Origin of the sequence: Polaromonas jejuensis NBRC 106434, from assembly GCF_001598235.1 — a bacterium.
Classification (GTDB): domain Bacteria; phylum Pseudomonadota; class Gammaproteobacteria; order Burkholderiales; family Burkholderiaceae_C; genus Polaromonas; species Polaromonas jejuensis.
This window is the reverse complement of record NZ_BCYO01000024.1, coordinates 44171-61326: the sequence shown is the minus strand read 5'-3', so window position 1 is coordinate 61326 and position 17156 is coordinate 44171. Positions and strand designations below refer to the sequence as shown.

16 protein-coding genes are annotated in these 17156 nt (G+C 65.9%); 14 read left to right on the top strand and 2 right to left on the bottom strand.

Translation table 11 applies throughout. From position 1 onward, the window contains the following. The first annotated feature begins 442 nt into the window (after positions 1-442). From PJE01S_RS19905 to PJE01S_RS19885, 5 genes are all read left to right on the top strand, one after another. Positions 443-718 carry a DUF3303 domain-containing protein gene (locus PJE01S_RS19905; protein ID WP_068835396.1) on the top strand — a complete coding sequence of 92 codons (276 nt, stop codon included), beginning with the start codon at positions 443-445 and terminating at the stop codon, positions 716-718. 278 nt (positions 719-996) lie between these two features. Continuing rightward, positions 997-1383, top strand: coding sequence for a DUF488 domain-containing protein (locus PJE01S_RS19900; protein WP_068835395.1), 387 nt, complete (start codon positions 997-999; stop codon positions 1381-1383). A 17-nt stretch (positions 1384-1400) separates the two neighbouring features. Further along, a complete protein-coding gene (locus PJE01S_RS19895) occupies positions 1401-1997 on the top strand; it encodes a hypothetical protein (RefSeq protein ID WP_068835394.1) in 597 nt (198 codons plus the stop codon). Positions 1998-2120: 123 nt separating this feature from the next. Further along, positions 2121-2981: a creatininase family protein gene (locus PJE01S_RS19890; RefSeq protein WP_245660874.1), complete on the top strand. Its 861-nt coding sequence runs from the start codon at positions 2121-2123 to the stop codon at positions 2979-2981. 212 nt (positions 2982-3193) lie between these two features. Beyond that, complete coding sequence (locus tag PJE01S_RS19885; protein WP_068835392.1) at positions 3194-3652, top strand: Lrp/AsnC family transcriptional regulator; 459 nt, start codon at positions 3194-3196, stop codon at positions 3650-3652. 85 nt (positions 3653-3737) lie between these two features. Here PJE01S_RS19885 and PJE01S_RS19880 read toward each other — a convergent pair whose 3' ends face one another. Together PJE01S_RS19880 and PJE01S_RS19875 are read right to left on the bottom strand one after the other, a co-directional pair. After that, the gene (locus PJE01S_RS19880; RefSeq protein ID WP_068835404.1) at positions 3738-4406 is read right to left on the bottom strand and encodes a histidine phosphatase family protein; all 669 of its coding nucleotides are present in this window, start codon (positions 4404-4406) and stop codon (positions 3738-3740) included. A 63-nt stretch (positions 4407-4469) separates the two neighbouring features. Further along, positions 4470-5414 carry a LysR family transcriptional regulator gene (locus tag PJE01S_RS19875; RefSeq protein ID WP_068835391.1) on the bottom strand — a complete coding sequence of 315 codons (945 nt, stop codon included), beginning with the start codon at positions 5412-5414 and terminating at the stop codon, positions 4470-4472. A 132-nt stretch (positions 5415-5546) separates the two neighbouring features. On the opposite strand from PJE01S_RS19875, the gene PJE01S_RS19870 reads away from it, so the two are divergent. The 9 genes from PJE01S_RS19870 (at position 5547) to PJE01S_RS19830 (ending at position 17151) form a co-directional block, all read left to right on the top strand. Then, the gene (locus PJE01S_RS19870) at positions 5547-7676 is read left to right on the top strand and encodes a 3-hydroxyacyl-CoA dehydrogenase NAD-binding domain-containing protein (RefSeq protein WP_068835390.1); all 2130 of its coding nucleotides are present in this window, start codon (positions 5547-5549) and stop codon (positions 7674-7676) included. 21 nt (positions 7677-7697) lie between these two features. Next, the gene (locus PJE01S_RS19865) at positions 7698-8879 is read left to right on the top strand and encodes an acetyl-CoA C-acyltransferase (RefSeq protein WP_068835389.1); all 1182 of its coding nucleotides are present in this window, start codon (positions 7698-7700) and stop codon (positions 8877-8879) included. A gap of 69 nt (positions 8880-8948) precedes the next feature. After that, positions 8949-10157, top strand: a complete 1209-nt coding sequence (locus PJE01S_RS19860) for an acyl-CoA dehydrogenase family protein (protein ID WP_068835388.1) — start codon at positions 8949-8951, stop codon at positions 10155-10157. A gap of 12 nt (positions 10158-10169) precedes the next feature. Next, positions 10170-11309, top strand: a complete 1140-nt coding sequence (locus tag PJE01S_RS19855; RefSeq protein ID WP_068835387.1) for an acyl-CoA dehydrogenase family protein — start codon at positions 10170-10172, stop codon at positions 11307-11309. Positions 11310-11371: 62 nt separating this feature from the next. Then, positions 11372-12379 carry a Bug family tripartite tricarboxylate transporter substrate binding protein gene (locus PJE01S_RS19850; RefSeq protein ID WP_068835386.1) on the top strand — a complete coding sequence of 336 codons (1008 nt, stop codon included), beginning with the start codon at positions 11372-11374 and terminating at the stop codon, positions 12377-12379. Between the two features lie 13 nt (positions 12380-12392). Then, positions 12393-13967 (top strand): class I adenylate-forming enzyme family protein, encoded by a 1575-nt coding sequence (locus PJE01S_RS19845; RefSeq protein ID WP_068835385.1) that lies wholly within the window; start codon positions 12393-12395, stop codon positions 13965-13967. Positions 13968-14045: 78 nt separating this feature from the next. Then, on the top strand, positions 14046-14852 hold the full coding sequence (locus tag PJE01S_RS19840; RefSeq protein WP_068835384.1) for an oxepin-CoA hydrolase, alternative type: 807 nt from the start codon (positions 14046-14048) through the stop codon (positions 14850-14852). Positions 14853-14913: 61 nt separating this feature from the next. After that, positions 14914-16122, top strand: a complete 1209-nt coding sequence (locus tag PJE01S_RS19835) for a CaiB/BaiF CoA transferase family protein (RefSeq protein ID WP_068835383.1) — start codon at positions 14914-14916, stop codon at positions 16120-16122. Positions 16123-16158: 36 nt separating this feature from the next. Next, the gene (locus tag PJE01S_RS19830; RefSeq protein ID WP_245660872.1) at positions 16159-17151 is read left to right on the top strand and encodes a Bug family tripartite tricarboxylate transporter substrate binding protein; all 993 of its coding nucleotides are present in this window, start codon (positions 16159-16161) and stop codon (positions 17149-17151) included. Positions 17152-17156: the final 5 nt, after the last annotated feature.

Sequence of the window (17156 nt, the reverse complement as noted above, 5' to 3'; positions counted from 1 at the left end):
CTTCGCCAAAAGAAAGTAACCAAAGAAAAGGCGAGCCGAAGTCAGGGCCCTTCGGGTTCCTTGCGCTGCTCGCGTCAGGTGGGGTCAGGCACAAACTCGCCTTCGGCTCAAACAAGTGCCTGCCCTGGTCCACCTGCCGCTGCGCTGCTCAGCCCTGCCACACGGCGCAATCGGGTGCGGGATCGGGGATGCGCGGTTTTATGCCTCTGGCCCTTGCATGCTGGCCGCAAACAGCTATTAAATTCATAGCAAAACAACTGACCGTGCGACTCGCCTGGGAAGCCCTTGAGCGCCTTACAGACAAGGGCAGAGGGGGCTTCGCTTTCGTTTGGCTCACCAGCGGAGTACGCTTCCAAGCCCCAGGTCGGCCCATGGGTTCGGGATGCCGCGAGGCCGAGGTGCAAACCGCGGCAAGCCTTGTCAACGATTTCTGGAGATTGTCATGAAGTACATCCTCAGCTGGACCTTGCCGCAGGGTAGCTACAGCGCCGCCGTGGCGCGTTTTCTGGAGACCGGGGGCGCGCCGCCCAAGGGTGTGGAGATGTTGGGACGCTGGCACGGCATGAGCGGCCAGGGTTTCGCGGTCATCGAGTCTGGCGACGCCAAGGCCCTGTACCTCTTTCAGGCGCAATGGGCCGACCTGCTCCCGATCGCGGTCACGCCCTGCGTGGAGGACGCCGACGCCGCCGCAGTGCTGTCGACGCTGGGCAAGCGCTGAGCGCCGGCCCGCGTATCGCTACCGTCGCCGCGCCAGGCACGGCCAAACCATGCTTGGCGAGACCCATTCCCATGGTGATAATGGCCAGGATGTCCCTGGCCGGGTGAAAGGGTGAGCTGCTGAAAACGAAGTTTCAGTGCAGACTAACTTGTACTCAAGTTACGTCGGAGCTAAAAGTTCGCACTTCCCGCAATCCCCGTACTTCCGATGGGGGCACTGGCTGGCCATTGGCCGCCAGTCTCACGCCCTGCATGGGCGTCATAACCGAGGGGGTAGCTATGGTGGTTCGTGTTGTCAGGCTGGGGAGCGCGCGACTCGAGGATGAAGGCACCCGCATTGGCACGGTCCGCCGTCCGCCGCGCGGCGTTCCCAAGGAAGCGTTTGCCGCGCAGAACTGGTACGACGTCTGGTTCCCCAACCTGGCGCCCAGCGTCGACACCATGAAGTTCGCCCAGCAGGCCACAACGCCTAAGGAGTGGCTTGCCTTCACCAGGAAGTACCGCGCCGAAATGGCCCAGCCCGACAACAGCCGGACCCTCGATCTGCTGGCCGCGCTGTCGCAGCACGCCAACTTCTCCGTCGGGTGCTATTGTGAAGACGAATCGCATTGCCATCGCTCCGTACTGCGTGCGCTGCTTGCCGAACACGGGGCCAAGCTGCAATAGCCTGCGCTTAGTGCCGCATGACGCCCAGCCCCTCCATCGACTGGCCCGCCTGCATCGTCACGGCCTTCGACCTCGTGGGAACGAAGAGCGTCGCGGCAAGCGGACGCGCATCCTTCGCGATGATCGAGATGCACCGGTTCGCGGTCGCGAAGATCAACACCGGCCTGCCCAGGCACAGTCACGGCTATGTCTGGAATGACTCGGTACTGCTGCTCTCGTACCACACGACGCCGGCGCACACCAGGCTGGCGGTGCTGCATGAGCTGAGCGAATTCAAGCGCGCGCTGGAGCGGCAGTCCGGCATCCGTACCTATGCCATGGCTGTCAGGGGGCGGGCCTTCCCGGATGACACGCTGGCGTCCCCGGTGTTCCAGGGCCCGCCCGCCGGGCAGCCACGGGCCATCGTGCTCAAGACGTCCAGCTGGGCCATGGCCAACTGCTTTCTCATCGAAAAAGCCCTCAAGCGGCACAGGGCCGACTGGTATATCGACAGCCGGATCACCAGGGGAACGGGGCTACCTGAGCCCTTCGCCACGGAGTCGGTTTCTTTGCTTCCAAAGAACGAAGAGAGAAACATCAATATGTACAAGGGGTTTTTTGATGCTGAGGGGTGACCCTTTGTATTTGCGAATTTATTGACGTTTGTGCTTCAGGTTCAATAAGTACGGGTGAACTGATTGAGGGTCGTCAGGTTGGCCGGGATGCCTTGCTTGCCGAAATGCCCGCAAAATACGCCCATGAACCCTGCAATGCCCGCCCCAGCTACCCCAGCCGCTTCCAGCCGCTTCTGGGCCGACCTGAAAAGCCCCGACTTTGCGCGGCTCGACATGGCCCGTGCCATCGCGGTGCTGCCGGTGGCGGCGATCGAGCAGCACGGCCCGCATCTGCCGCTCAATGTGGATGCAACGCTGGTGGAGGGCGTGATCGCCGCCGCCTTGCCGCACTTGCCGGCGGACCTGCCGGTGCTGTTTCTGCCCACGCAATCGACAGGCTTCAGCCCAGAGCACACGCGCTTTGCCGGCACGCTCACCCTGAAAGCCGAAACCATCATCCGGCTCTGGACCGAGCTGGCCGAGGCTGTGGCCGCCACGGGCGTGAAAAAGCTGGTGCTGCTCAATTCGCATGGCGGCCAGGTGGGGCTGCTGGATGTGGTGGCGCGCGACCTGCGGGCGCGGCTTGGCATGCTGGTGTACAGCGTGAACTCGTTCAATCTGCCCCTGGTCGGCGAAGACGGTGCATCGGTGTCTGCCCAATTCAGCGCGCACGAGCACCGCTTCGGCATTCATGCCGGCGAGATCGAGACCTCGATGATGCTGGCGCTCAAGCCGGAGCAGGTGGATATGGCCCAGGCGCAGGATTTTCATTCCACCTCGCAGGAGCGTGCTGAAAAATTCAGCATCCTCGGCGATGGCCGCAGCGCCAAGCTGGCCTGGCAGATGCAGGACTACAACCCGCAGGGCGCGGTGGGCAATGCCGCGGCCGCCACGGCCGAAAAAGGCCGGGCGCTCCTGGGCGCCATGGGGCGCAGCCTGGCGCAGCTGTTGGTGCAGGTCGATCAGCTGCCCCCCGGCACGCTGAGCAACCATACGGCGTTCTGAATTCCGGGCGCGTCGCCCAATCCCCAAAATCAAAGCCCCCAGCGGGCGGTAACCTGCTGGGGGATTTGTCCTGTCAGCCGTGCCGGTAAGCCCGCTGCCATGACTCAAAGTATCCACCAGATCGTCTGGAAGGATCTGCCGGATTTGCTGCCTGATTTTAAAATTGAAGATAAAAAATCTTCCAAATAGAAAAAATCAGATAAATTATCTGTATGGATATATTTGACCGGAAAATCCTTCAGGTGTTGCAGTCCGATGCGCGCGCCAGCCTGCAGGAGATCGGGCAGGCCGTCGGCCTGAGTCCCTCGCCCTGCTGGGGCCGCATCAAGAAAATGGAAGAGGCCGGCGTGATCGAGGGCTATACCGTGCGGCTCAATGCGCAAGCGTTGGGCCTTGGCGACACGGTGATGGTGCAGGTCACGCTGGACAGCCATTCCGACAACACGCTGGAAAAATTCGGCGAAACCCTGGCCGCCATTCCCGAAGTGATCGAGGCCTGGCTGGTGTCGGGCGAATACGACTACCTGCTGCGCATCGCCGTGCACGACACCAAGGACTATGAGCGCCTGCTGCGCGAGCGGCTCTACAAGATCAAGGGCATACGCCACAGCAAGTCCAGCTTTGTGTTGCGCACGCTTAAAAAGGCCGACCTGCCTTTGCTGCCGTCCTGAACTCGTCGAAGGGCTTGGACAAACTCAGCCCGAACGGTGTGGTGCAACGAAACAGGGAAACATCAATAGCGGGTATTCAGCGTACTCAGGCGTAAGTCACCCAGCTGGCGTGTTCAGGCGCGTCCAGATGCGGCAGGGTGTTGTAGGTCAGCAGCATGTGGCGCTTGGGCGTGAAGCTGAATTCGGTGACCGAGCTGTTGCGGATACGCAGGTTGAGCTCTATGGTGGTCTCGGGCGTGGTGCCCAGCACCTGGCCGACCGCGGTGGAAATCGGCCCGCCGCTGGAGACGATCAGCACATTGCCGCTGTGCCGGCTGCGCACATGGTCGAGCGCGCTGCTCACGCCCTTGACGAAGTCCTGGTAGCTGGGCATGCCCCTGGGGCTGACGACACCGGCCATCCATTGGGTCAGGCCGTCGCGCAGCAGCCGGAAATGCTGGCGGTACATCTCGGGTGAATCGGGTTTTTCCAGTTGGTGCGGATGGATGGCGGCGATCACCGCCTCGCTGTCGTACTCGTTGAGACCGGGCCAGGCCAGGGGCTCGGTCTGAAGTCCCAGGCCTTCGGCAATGCCTTCAAAGGTTTGCACATGGCGGCGCAGCGTGCCGGTCAGCACGGCCTCGAAGCTCAGGCCCTTGTGGCGGAAATACTCGCCCAGCCGCACGCTTTGCTGGCGGCCGAGCGCGCTGAGCTGGTCATAGTCGTCGGCGCCGAACGAGGCCTGGCCGTGGCGTACAAGGTAGAGGGTTCCCATGGCCACCATTGTGAGCGAACTGGCCATCGGTCCTTGTCGCCCGGGCGACGTAAGCTATGATTTTTATAGCAGATCGCCGGACGGCAGCGAGCCTGGCAAGGGCGCCGCGGCCCGCCGGCCCGCGCCGCGTGCGCGCTCCAGAACGAAATCGATGAAGGTGGACGCGGCGCGGGTGTGGTAGCGGTTCGGCATGTACAGCATGAACAGCTGCGAGCCGAAGATGCTCAGGCGCCAGGCATCCAGCGTGGTCAGCACCTCGCCGCCCAGCACGTCGTCCTGCACCACGTAGTCGGGCACCAGGCCGACGCCCAGCCCGGCCAGGATGGCCTGGCGCAGGAAGGGGAAATGCTCGGAAATGAGGGTCGGCTCCAGCGTCACTTCCTGCCGTTCGTCGCCCAGGTAGGCCGACAGGCGCAGCTGGCGGCCTATCACGGCCGAGGTGATCAGCGGCGCGGTGCGAAGCTGCTCCAGCTGGGTTGGCAGGCCGTGCGTCTGGGCATAGGCGCGCGAGGCGCAGGCCACGTAGCGCACCGCTCCCATTTCGCGCGCGACCAGGGTCTGCGGCGGCTCGGGCATGACGCGGATCGCGATGTCCACTTCGTCGCGCAGCAGGTCGTCGACGCGGTTTTCGAACCGTACGTCCAGCACGATGCCGGGGTACAGCTGCTTGAACTCGATCAGCCAGTCCGTCATGACCATCTGGCCGTAGCCGCTGGGCACGGAGAGGCGCACGCGGCCCTGCAGGGCCTGTCCCAGCGTCGAGACCGATTCCTTTGCGGCCAGCAGCTCGTTCTGGATGCTGCGGCCATGCTGGTACAGGCGCAGGCCGACCTCGGTGGGCTCCACCCGCCGTGTCGTGCGCCGCACCAGCTGCAGCCCGACCGATCGCTCGAGCTGGTTCAGGTGGTAGCTGACATTGGCGCGGGTCATTTTCAGCTTGCGCGCGGCCTGGCTGAGGTTGCCGGCATCGAGGATGTCGACCAGCAGGGTCAGAGAGGTGAGGTCCATGGAGGTCCAGTGTCAAATATTACTTGACAGTCTGTCAACGATCTAGGTGATTGTCAAGAACGATATTCCCTAGAACAATCGTTGGCTCACACCCAGAGCCCGATCGCGGTTCTCAACCCGGAGACAAATACCATGGCCTCAGGCCTCAATTCCCAAGTCGTCAAGTCCGAGCTTCGCGCCAGCGTGCTGGTGGTGACCATAGCCAACCCGCCCGTCAACGCCCTGGGCATGGATGTGCGCCGCGGCCTGATCGAAGCGATAGCCGCGGCAGAAACCGACGCCGCCGTGGCCGCGGTGCTGATCGTCGGCGCGGGCCGCAACTTCATTGCCGGCGCCGACATCCGCGAATTCGGCAAGACCCCGCAGCCACCATCGCTGCCCGAAGTCTGCCTTGCCATCGAGAACTGCCGCAAGCCCGTGGTGGCCGCCATCCAGGGCGCCGCGCTCGGCGGTGGCCTCGAGGTCGCGCTGTCGGCGCACTACCGCCTGGCCGTGGCTTCGGCCAGGCTCGGCCTGCCCGAAGTCGCATTGGGCCTGCTGCCGGGCTCGGGTGGCACGCAGCGCGCGCCGCGCCTGATCGGTGCCAAGGCCGCGCTCGACCTGATGCTCAGCGGCCGCCACGCAGGCGCCAGGGAAGCGCTGGCGCTCGGTCTGATAGACCGCCTGGGCGAAGGGGCCGACGCCTTGCCCGAGGGCCTGGCCTATGCACAGGAACTGGTCGCCGCCAAGGCACCGGTGCGCCGCACGCGCGATGCGCAAGCGCTCGCCGACGCCGAAACCAGCCGCGCCGCGCTCGAAGCCGCGCGCGCCGACACCGCCAGGAAGAGCCGGGGCCTGTTCTCGCCGATGAAGATCATCGAAGCCGTCGAAGGCGCACTCACGCTGCCCTTTGACGAGGGCATGGCGCTGGAGCGCAAGCTGTTCCTGCAATGCATAGCCAGCCCGCAGCGCGCCGGCCTGATCCACGCCTTCTTCGCCGAGCGCGAAGTGCTGAAGGCGCCCGAGACAAAAGCCGCCAAGCCGCGCGCGCTGGAGTCGGCCGGCATCGTCGGCGGCGGCACCATGGGCGCGGGCATCGCGGTGGCGATGCTCGACGCGGGCCTGCCCGTGACCATGATCGAGCGCGACGAGCCCAGCCTTGCGCGCGGCCGCTCGCATGTCGAGAAGGTCTACGACGGCCTGATCAAGAAGGGCCGCATGACGCCAGAGGCCAAGGCGGCGGTGATGGCGCGCTTCTCGGGCTCCACGTCTTACGACGCACTCGCGCAGGTCGACATCGTGGTCGAGGCCGTGTTCGAGGAGATGTCCGTCAAGAAGGCCGTGTTCGCCGAACTCGACCGCGTCTGCAAGCCGGGCGCAGTGCTCGCCACCAACACCTCCTACCTCGACATCGACGAGATCGCGGCCAGCGTCTCGCGCCCCGGCGACGTGGTGGGCCTGCACTTCTTCTCGCCGGCCAACATCATGAAGCTGCTGGAAATTGTGGTGCCGGCCAAGGTCAGCGCCGACGTGGTGGCCACCGGCTTCGAGCTCGCGAAGAAGCTCAAGAAAACACCGGTGCGCGCCGGCGTGTGCGACGGCTTCATCGGCAACCGCATCCTCGCGGTGTACCGCCAGGCTGCCGACCACATGATGGAAGACGGCGCCTCGCCCTACCAGATCGACGAAGCCGTGCGCAACTTCGGCTACCCCATGGGCCCGTTCCAGGTGTCCGACCTGGCCGGCGGCGACATCGGCTGGGCCACGCGCAAGCGCAAGGCCGCAGCACGCAAACCGGGCGACCCGAAGGTCCGCTACGTGCAGGTGGCCGACCGCATCTGCGAGCGCGGCTGGTTCGGCCAGAAGACGCAGCGCGGCTACTACCTCTACCCCGAAGGCGCACGCACCGGGCAACCCGACCCCGAAGTGCTGGCCATCATAGACGCCGAGCGCCAGCGCGCCGGCATCAAGCCGCGCAGCTTCACCGAGGAAGAAATCATGCGCCGCTACATGGCCGCGATGATCAACGAAGGCGCCAACGTCGTTCACCAGCGCATCGCGCTGCGCCCGCTGGACGTGGACGTGACCTTCCTCTACGGCTATGGCTTCCCGCGCCACCGCGGCGGCCCGATGCAATACGCCGACAGCGTGGGCCTGCCCAAGGTGCTGGCCGACATCCGCGAGTTCGCCAAGGAAGACCCGCTGTTCTGGCAGCCCTCGCCGCTGCTGGTCGAGCTGGTCGAGCGCGGTGCCGATTTCGCCAGTCTCAATCAATCCGAATAACTGCAGCCCAGGAGCAAAACCATGCGTGAAGCCGTCATCGTTTCCACCGCCCGTACACCGCTGACCAAGTCGCACCGCGGTGAATTCAACATCACCCCCGGCGCGACGCTGGCCGCCTTCGCGGTACGCGCCGCCGTCGAGCGCTCGGGCCTGGACCCGGCGCTGATCGAGGACGCCATCCTCGGCTGCGGCTACCCCGAAGGCACCACCGGCCGCAACGTGGCGCGCCAGAGCATCATCCGCGCCGGCCTGCCGATCACGATTGCCGGCACCACGGTCAACCGCTTCTGCGCCTCAGGTCTGCAGGCCATCGCCATGGCCGCCGGCCGCATCGTCGTCGAGGGCGCGCCGGCCATGATCGCCGGCGGCGTGGAAAGCATCTCGGCCATTCGCACCCGCGAGGACGGCGATACCGGCATGGACCCGTGGATCGTGGAACACAAGCCAGCGCTGTACCTGTCGATGATAGAAACCGCCGACATCGTGGCTCAGCGCTACGGCATCAGCCGCGAGGCGCAAGACCGCTTCTCGGCCGAGAGCCAGCGCAAGACCGAAGAGGCGCAGCTCGCCGGCCGCTACCAGGAAGAGATCGTCGCCTGCACCACCACCATGGCCGTGACCGACAAGGAAACCAAGGCGGTGACCCGCCGCGAAGTCACGGTGGACGCCGACAACTGCAACCGGCGCGGCACCACCTACGAGGCGCTGGCCAAGCTGGCGCCAGTCAATGGCCCGGACAAGTTCGTCACCGCCGGCAACGCCTCTCAGCTCTCCGATGGCGCCTCGGCCTGCGTGATGATGGAAGCCAAGGAAGCCGAGCGTCTCAATCTCAAGCCGCTGGGCGCCTTCCGTGGCCTGGCCGTGGCCGGCTGCGAGCCCGACGAGATGGGCATAGGCCCGGTGTTCGCGGTGCCGAAACTGCTGGCGCGCCATGGCCTGAAGGTTCAGGATATCGACCTGTGGGAGCTCAACGAAGCCTTTGCCTCGCAGTCCATTTACTGCCAGCAAAAGCTCGGCATTCCATCGGAGCGGCTCAACGTCAACGGTGGCGCCATCTCCATCGGCCACCCGTTCGGCATGACCGGCGCCCGCCTCACGGGCCACGTGCTGCTCGAGGGCAAGCGACGCGGCGCGAAGTACGCCGTCGTGACCATGTGCATCGCCGGTGGCATGGGTGCGGCCGGCCTGTTCGAGATTTATTGAAACCTTGCGGGACAGACCAAGAAATTGCGCGGCAATTTTGCTCTGTCCTCAACTGACTAAAGACACGACATGGACCTGAACTTCACCCCCGAAGAAGAAGCCTTCCGCAGCGAAGTGCGCGCCTTCCTGGCCGCCAAGCTGCCCGCGCGCCTGTCCGACAAGGTCGCGAGCGGCAAGCATTTGAGCAAAGCCGACATGCAGGAATGGCACGCCATCCTCAACGCGCGCGGCTGGCTCGCCAACCACTGGCCCGAACAGTGGGGCGGCCCCGGCTGGACCGCGATCGAGAAGTTCATCTTCGAGAACGAATGCGCGCTGGCCCATGCACCGCGCATCGTGCCCTTCGGCGTGAACATGCTGGGCCCGGTGCTGATCAAGTACGGCAACGAGGCGCAGAAGCGCCACTGGCTGCCGCGCATCCTCGACGGCTCGGACTGGTGGTGCCAGGGCTACTCGGAACCCGGCGCCGGCTCCGACCTGGCAGCGGTCAAGACCTCGGCCGTGCGCGGCACCGATGCCCAGGGTGATCACTACATCGTCAACGGCCAGAAGACCTGGACCACGCTGGGCCAGCACGCCAACATGATCTTCTGCCTGGTGCGCACCAACCGCGAGGCCAAGAAGCAGGAGGGCATCAGCTTCCTCTTGATCGATATGACGACGCCCGGCGTCGAGGTGCGGCCCATCATCACGCTCGACGGCGAACACGAAGTCAACGAGGTGTTCTTTTCCGACGTGCGCGTGCCGGCCGAGAACCTGGTGGGCGAAGAGGACAAGGGCTGGACCTGCGCCAAGTACCTGCTGACCTACGAGCGCACCAACATCGCCGGCGTGGGCTTCTCGGTGGCGGCGCTGGAGCAGCTCAAGGGCATTGCGGCGAAGCAGACGAAGAACGGCAAGCCGCTGAACGAAGACCCGGCCTTCGCGGCGCGCCTGGCGCGTGTCGAGATCGACCTCGAGAACATGTTGACGACGAACCTGCGCGTGATCGCGGCCGTGGCCGGCGGCGGCGTGCCGGGCGCGGAGAGCTCGATGCTCAAGATTCGCGGCACCGAGATCCGCCAGGAAATCTCCTCGCTGGCCCGGCGCGCGATGGGCGTCTATGGACGGCCTTTCGTCGCAGAGGCCCTGCAGGATGGCTACGAAGGCGAGACCTTCGGTCCGGCCTACGCATCGGCCGCCGCGGCGCGCTACTTCAACAACCGCAAGCTGTCGATCTTCGGCGGCTCCAACGAAATCCAGAAGAACATCATCTCCAAGATGATCCTCGGGCTGTAAAGGAGACATGCCATGAACTTCGAACACACCGAAGATCGGCGCATGCTCGCCGACAGCTTGAATCGCTTCATAGCCGAGCAGTACGCCTTCGATAAGCGCGACCGCATCGCCAGGTCGGCCCAGGGCTTCAGCACCGAGATCTGGCAGCAGTTCGCCGAACTGGGCGTGATCGGCGCGCTGTTCAGCGAAGCCGACGGCGGCTTCGGCGGCGCAGGCTTCGACGTCGCCGTGGTTTTCGAGTCGCTGGGCCGCGGCCTGGTGGTCGAGCCGCTGCTGGGCGCCGTCATGGCCGGCGAAGCGATCTCGGCTGCTGGCGACGACGCGCAGAAGGCCCAGCTGGCCGACATCATAGGCGGCACGACCATCGCGGCCTTCGCACATGACGAGCCCGATGCCCACTACGAGCTGGCGCGCGTGCAGACCCGCGCCGAGCGCAGCGGCAACGGCTGGGTGCTGCAAGGCGCCAAGGCCGTGGTGCCGCAGGGCGAGCAGGCCGACCTGTTCGTGGTCTCGGCCCGCAGCTCGGGCGCAGCAGACAGCGAGGCCGGCATCTCGCTGTTCCTGGTTCCCGCAAAGACGCCAGGACTCAGCGTGCGCGGCTGTCCCGCCATCGACGGCGGCCGCGTGGCCGAACTCACGCTCGACGGCGTGACGCTCGGCGCCGATGCGCTGCTGGGCGCCGAAGGCCAGGGCCACACCACGCTGGAACGCGCCATAGGCCGCGGCGTGCTGGCGCTGTGCGCGGAAAGCCTGGGCGCGATGGAAGCCGCCAAGACCGCGACACTCGACTACCTGCGCACGCGCAAGCAGTTCGGCACACTGATCGGCAGCTTCCAGGCACTGCAGCACCGCATGGCGGACCTGCTGCTCGAGATCGAGCAGGCCCGCTCGGCCGTGATCAATGCCGCCGCCGCGATCGATGCCGACCGGTTGACGCGCGAGCGCGCGCTGTCGGCCGCCAAGTTCAGCATAGGCCGCATCGGCACGCTGGTGGCGGAAGAGAGCATCCAGATGCACGGCGGCATCGGTATGACCTGGGAACTGCCGCTGGCCCACTACGCCAAGCGGTTGGTGATGATCGACCACCAGCTGGGCGACGAAGACCATCACCTGCAGCGCTACATCGCGCTCGGCAAGCAGGTGGCGGCATGAGCGAAACGGTTCAGCAACCAAAGATTCAGCAAAGAACTGAACGCACACCTCAGGGGGCCTCAATGCAATCTCATCTCGTCGATCCTTCACGCCGCCAATGGCTGGCGCGCACCGCCTTCGCCGGCGCCTCTCTCGGTTTCGGGCCGCTCGTGCGCGCCCAGGCCGCCTGGCCCGGCAGGCCGGTGCGCCTCATTGTGCCTTTCAATGCCGGCGGCGCCACCGACATCGTGGCTCGCGTGGTGGGCGAGAAGCTCTCGTCGCGCCTGGGCCAGCCGATGCTGGTCGACAACCGAAGCGGCGCCGGCGGCATCCTGGGCACCGAGGCGGTGGCGAAGGCGCCGGCCGACGGCTACACCTTCGCGGTGTCGCTGAGCACATCGCTGCTGATCAACCAGTTCCTCTACCAGAAGCTGCCCTACGACCCGCGACGCGACCTGTCGCTGGTTTCGCTGATCGCTTCCGCGCCGGTGACGCTGGCCGTCCATCCGAGCCTGCCGGTCCGCAACGGTCCGGAACTGCTGGCCTACATCAAGCAAAACAAGGGCAAGTTGTCGTATGGCTCGTGGGGCATCGGTTCCTACGCCCATCTTGGCGGCGCTTTCATGAGCCGGAGCCAGGACGCGGACATGGCGCACGCGGCCTACCGCGGCGAGGCGCCGATGCTGCAGGACCTGATCGGCGGGCAGATCAAGATCGCCTTCGCCAGCGCGCTGGGCACCAAGGCGCACGCGGCAGCGGGCAAGCTCCGGCTCATCGGCGTCACGGGTGAACAGCGCATGGGCATTCTTCCCGACGTGCCGACGCTGCAGGAGCAGGGCCTGAAGGACGATGCCTACCGCGTCGTCGGTTTCGTGGGCATGGCGGCGCCCGCCAGGACACCGGCCGAGATCGTGCAGCGCATGGCCAGGGAAGTGGGCGCCATCTGCGCACTGCCAGACGTGCGCGAACGCATCGAGGGCATGGGATTCCGGTCGGTGGGGAGCACGCCCGAAGCTTTCGCCGCCGCCTACCGCAAGGACTGGCCGGTATGGGAGGCCCTCGTGAAGCAATCCGGCGCGCAACTCGATTGAGGTACGGCGCAGCATGAGCAGCCAGAACCCCACCGCGGCGCTGCCGCCGTTTCGCAGCCTGTCGGACCTGGTGCGAGAGCATGCCCATCAGCGCCCGCATGCTCTCGCCCTGTGCGACGCCGAGCAAACCCTGGACTACGCCGCGCTCGACGTGTTGATGGATCGCGTCGCCGCGGCACTGCAGCTTGACGGGTTGAAGCCGGGCGATGTCATCGCCCTGTGCGCAACGCCCTCGGTGCGCTATGCGGCCGTTTTCCTGGGTGCGCTTCGAGCGGGTGTTGTGCCCGCGCCGCTGGCGCCTTCGGTCACCGCCGCGAGCCTGGCCGCGATGCTGCACGATGCAAACGCGCGCGGTCTGTTCGCCGATGCCGCAGCGGCGGCGCTGCTGCCTCCGTCGCCAGGCGACGGTGATGCGCCCACGCGCATTGCCCTCGACGGCGTGACCGCCGGCCGCCGCTTCGAGGATTGGCTCGCGCCCGAGGGCTCGCGGCCCCAACCCGTCGAGGTCTCGCCGCAAGACCCTTTCAACATCATCTATTCCTCAGGCACCACCGGCACGCCCAAAGGCATCGTGCAATCGCATGGCATGCGCTGGGCGCACATCCAGCGCGGACTGGCCTACGGTTATGGCCGCGACAGCGTGACGCTGCTGGCCACGCCGCTGTACTCCAACACCACGCTCGTCTCGTTTTTCCCCACGCTGGGATGGGGCGGCTGCGTGCGGTTGATGCCGAAGTTCGACGCACTGGGTTACCTGGCGCTCGCCCAGCGCATCCGCGCGACGCATTCGATGCTGGTGCCGGTTCAATACCAGCGCATCATGGCCCACCCGCGCTTCGGCGACTTCGACCTGTCGTCCTTCCGCTTCAAGTTCTGCACCAGCGCGCCGTTCCATGCCTCGCTGAAAGCCGACGTGCTGGCCCGCTGGCCCGGCGGCCTGGTCGAGTTCTACGGCATGACCGAGGGCGGTGGCAGTTGCATCCTCTCCGCGCACGAGCATCCGGACAAGCTCCACACCGTGGGCCAGCCCGCCCAAGGCAGCGACATCAGGCTCATCGACGAAGAGGAACGCGAACTGCCGCCGGGTTCGACCGGCGAGGTCGTGGGGCATTCGGCCGGCATGATGACCGGCTACCACAACCAGCCCGAAAAGACGCGGGAGGCCGAATGGTTCGATCGAACCGGCAAGCGCTTCATCCGCACGGGTGACGTCGGCCGCTTCGACGCCGACGGCTTCCTCACGCTGGTGGATCGCCGCAAGGACATGATCATCAGCGGCGGCTTCAACATCTATCCGAGCGACATCGAGGCCGGGCTGCGCGCCCATCCGGGGGTGCAGGACGTGGCCGTCATCGGCGTGCCGTCGGAGCAATGGGGCGAGACACCGGTGGCCTTCGTTGTGCGGCACGCGGACGCCGCCGAAACGCCGGCACAACTCATGGCCTGGTACAACGCGCGCGCCGGCAAGACGCAGCGCCTGGCCGACCTGCGCCACCTCGACGAACTGCCGCGCAGCGCCATCGGCAAGGTGCTCAAGCGTGAGCTGCGCGATGTGTATCTGAGCGATCCCGAAAGTGCAACGCAATGAGAGAACCGTCATGAACTGCGAACACATCAAAGACCATCATCTTCAGCGCTCCAGGACGCTGGAAAAGGAAGCCGCCGCATGAGCAATTCAGTGCTGATCCGCCAGGAGGGCGCCGTCCGCATCCTGGTCAACAACAACCCGGCCGCGCGCAACGCCATCACGGCCGGCCTGTACACCGAGCTGCCGGCCGCACTGGCCGCCGCAGCGGCCGACCCCGAGGTCGGCGCCATCGTGCTGACCGGCGTCGGCGATTTCTTCTGCTCGGGCGGCGACCTGAACCAGCTGGCGACCCGCCGCCAACTGGCGCCCGCGCAGCGGCGCGAGAAGCTCGAAGGCCTGCACGGCATGATTCGCGCCATCCGCGATTGCGGCAAGCCGGTGATTGCCGCCGTCGAAGGCGGTGCGGCCGGTGCGGGCGTGTCGATCGCGCTCGCCTGCGACATGCTGGTGGTGGCGCGCAACGCCTTCTTCTCTGTCGCCTACGTCAAGGTCGGCCTGACGCCGGATGGCGGCGCCACCGCCTTTCTGGCGGAGTTCGTCTCGCGCCAGGTGCTGACCGAGCTGTGCCTGACCGGCGACCGCGTGCCGGCCGAACGCCTGCATGCGCTGGGCGCCGTCAACCGGCTCAGCGAACAGGGTGCGGCACTGGCCGAGGCGGTCGCCCTGGCGGCCCGCATCGCCAGTGGCCCGACGCGGGCCAACGCCCGCATCAAGGCCCTGTGCCACCATGCCTATGGTGCCGATCTGGAAGCCCAAATGGCGCTGGAGGCGCAGCTGATGGTCGAATCGCAGGCCGACGACGAGGCGGCCGAAGGCATAGGCGCCTTCCTTGCCAAACGCACGCCGGATTTCGCCCTGCTGCGTGGCAAGCCGAACGCGCCTTGATGCCAATCATGTCCTTTCATTGCGCAGCCATGCAATGGATTCCTGAACCCCTGGAGTTGCCATGTCAACGATGAATTCCTCGCTACCGCTGGCCGGCGTACGCGTTCTCGATCTGTCCCGTATCCTTGCCGGCCCCTGGTGCGGCATGGTGCTGGCCGACCTCGGCGCCGAGGTGATCAAGGTCGAACACCCCGGGCGCGGCGACGACACGCGCGACTGGGGCCTGCGCGTCGGCTCCACCGAGACGGCCTACTTCAACAGCGTCAACCGCAACAAGCGCTCGGTCACGCTCGACCTGCAGACCGCCGAAGGCCAGGAGATCGCGCGTGAACTCGCACGGAAAAGCGACGTCGTGATCCAGAACTTCAAGTACGGCGGCATCGACAAGCTGGGCCTCGGCTACGAGCGCCTGCGCGAAGAGCAGCCCGGGCTGATCTACTGCTCGATCTCCGGCTACGACCGCACCGGGCCGGAGGCCGCACGCCCCGGCTACGACCTGGTCGTGCAGGGCGAGGCCGGACTGATGGCGCTCAACGGCGAAGCCCACCAGCCGCCGCTGAAATTCGGCGTGGCCGCGGTCGACCTGTTCACCGGCATGTACTCGGCCCAGGCCATTCTGGCCGCGCTGTTCGAGCGCCACAAAACCGGCAAGGGCCGTCACATCGAGATGGCGCTGTTCGATTGCGGGCTGATGATCACCGCCTACTACGGCCTCGAGGCGCTGCTGATGGGCGAAGACCCGCCGCGCTACGGCAACGCGCACCCGTCCATCGTGCCCTACGGCGTCTTCGATGCGCAAGACGGGCCGCTGGTGATCACGGTCGGCAACAACAGCCAGTTCGCACGCTTTTGCACCGAGGTGATAGAGCGGCCCGACCTGGCGGCCGATGAACGCTTCAAGACCAACATCCTGCGCTCGGCGAACCGGGCGGCGCTGATGCCAGAGATCAACCGCGAGCTCGGGCGCCGCAAGCGCAAGCAGCTGCTCGAACAGCTGACCCGCTCCGGCATTCCCTGCGGCGAGGTGCTAGGCCTGCACGAGGCGCTGACCTCGAAACGCGCAACCGATGCCGGCCTCGTGACGACGCAGCCGCATCCCGAGGCTGGCAGCGTCAACGTGCTGGCGCCGCCCTACCGCTTCGACGGTGAGCGCCTGCCGGTGCGCAGCGCGCCGCCGCAGCTGGGCGAAGGGACGCGCGAGGTGCTTCAGTCACTGCTCGGCCTGTCCGAAGAAAAGCTTTCGCAGTTGAAGGCGAATGGCGTCGTTTGACGTTTGAATCGCCCCCTTTTATCCATGGAGAAGACAATGCAATCCCTGTTATCCATTTTCGGCTTGACACGCCGTTCCCTGCTCGCCCTGGCGCTGCCGCTGCTCACCGGCGCGGCGTTCGCCCAGGCCTATCCGAACAAGGTCATCAAGCTGGTCGTGCCGTTTCCTGCGGGAGGACCGACCGACACGGCGTCGCGCATTGTGGGCCAGAAATTGGGCGAGCGCCTGAAGCAGCCCGTGGTGGTCGAGAACCGCGCGGGCGCCTCCGGGTCGATCGCTGCGGCCTTCGTCGCCAAGAGTGCGCCGGACGGCTACACGCTCATGATGCTGGCGACGCCCACGCTGCTGGCGCCCCATCTGTACAAGAAGGCCGGCTACGACATCCTGAAGGACTTCGCGCCGGTCGCCACGGTCTACGACCTGCCCATCGTGATGGTGGTCAATCCGGCGCTTATGCCCAGCGTGACGGATTTGCAAAAGCTGATCACCCATGCCAAGGCGCAGCCGGGCAAGCTCAACTACACCAGCTCGGGCGCGGGAAGCTTCGGTCACCTGAGCATGGAGTTGCTCAAGACGCAGGGCCAGTTTGACATGCAGCATGTGGCCTACCGGGGCGGCGTGCCGGCCATCACCGATCTTCTCGGCGGCCAGGTTCCCATGATGTATGCCGATCTCGTCGCGGCGCTGCCGCACATCCAGGCAGGCAAGCTGCGCGCCATCGCCGTCGGTTCGCCGCGCCGCGTGAGCCTGATTCCGAATGTCAAGACGGTCGCGGAACAAGGCATCTCGGGCTTCGATGCCGTGTCATGGGGCGGCCTGCTGGCGCCGGCGGGCACACCCAGGGACATCGTCGCGCGCCTGAGCGCAGAAGTAAAACAGATATTGGCGGAGAAAGACGTGCAGGAGAGGCTGGAGCACGTCGGCACCTTCGCGGCCTACCAGTCGCCGGACCAGATGGCCGCGCGCATGCGTCAAGACTATGATAAATGGGGTAAGGTGATTCGTGACAAGGGCATCTCTGCGGAGTAATGACA

What these genes read in the sequence shown, in the direction of transcription:
- PJE01S_RS19905 (WP_068835396.1), top strand. Translation starts at nt 443, where the DNA reads ATGAAGTACATCCTCAGCTGGACCTTGCCGCAGGGTAGCTACAGCGCC.
- PJE01S_RS19900 (WP_068835395.1), top strand. Translation starts at nt 997, where the DNA reads ATGGTGGTTCGTGTTGTCAGGCTGGGGAGCGCGCGACTCGAGGATGAA.
- PJE01S_RS19895 (WP_068835394.1), top strand. Translation starts at nt 1,401, where the DNA reads ATGACGCCCAGCCCCTCCATCGACTGGCCCGCCTGCATCGTCACGGCC.
- PJE01S_RS19890 (WP_245660874.1), top strand. Translation starts at nt 2,121, where the DNA reads ATGAACCCTGCAATGCCCGCCCCAGCTACCCCAGCCGCTTCCAGCCGC.
- PJE01S_RS19885 (WP_068835392.1), top strand. Translation starts at nt 3,194, where the DNA reads ATGGATATATTTGACCGGAAAATCCTTCAGGTGTTGCAGTCCGATGCG.
- PJE01S_RS19880 (WP_068835404.1), bottom strand. Translation starts at nt 4,406, where the DNA reads ATGGGAACCCTCTACCTTGTACGCCACGGCCAGGCCTCGTTCGGCGCC.
- PJE01S_RS19875 (WP_068835391.1), bottom strand. Translation starts at nt 5,414, where the DNA reads ATGGACCTCACCTCTCTGACCCTGCTGGTCGACATCCTCGATGCCGGC.
- PJE01S_RS19870 (WP_068835390.1), top strand. Translation starts at nt 5,547, where the DNA reads ATGGCCTCAGGCCTCAATTCCCAAGTCGTCAAGTCCGAGCTTCGCGCC.
- PJE01S_RS19865 (WP_068835389.1), top strand. Translation starts at nt 7,698, where the DNA reads ATGCGTGAAGCCGTCATCGTTTCCACCGCCCGTACACCGCTGACCAAG.
- PJE01S_RS19860 (WP_068835388.1), top strand. Translation starts at nt 8,949, where the DNA reads ATGGACCTGAACTTCACCCCCGAAGAAGAAGCCTTCCGCAGCGAAGTG.
- PJE01S_RS19855 (WP_068835387.1), top strand. Translation starts at nt 10,170, where the DNA reads ATGAACTTCGAACACACCGAAGATCGGCGCATGCTCGCCGACAGCTTG.
- PJE01S_RS19850 (WP_068835386.1), top strand. Translation starts at nt 11,372, where the DNA reads ATGCAATCTCATCTCGTCGATCCTTCACGCCGCCAATGGCTGGCGCGC.
- PJE01S_RS19845 (WP_068835385.1), top strand. Translation starts at nt 12,393, where the DNA reads ATGAGCAGCCAGAACCCCACCGCGGCGCTGCCGCCGTTTCGCAGCCTG.
- PJE01S_RS19840 (WP_068835384.1), top strand. Translation starts at nt 14,046, where the DNA reads ATGAGCAATTCAGTGCTGATCCGCCAGGAGGGCGCCGTCCGCATCCTG.
- PJE01S_RS19835 (WP_068835383.1), top strand. Translation starts at nt 14,914, where the DNA reads ATGTCAACGATGAATTCCTCGCTACCGCTGGCCGGCGTACGCGTTCTC.
- PJE01S_RS19830 (WP_245660872.1), top strand. Translation starts at nt 16,159, where the DNA reads ATGCAATCCCTGTTATCCATTTTCGGCTTGACACGCCGTTCCCTGCTC.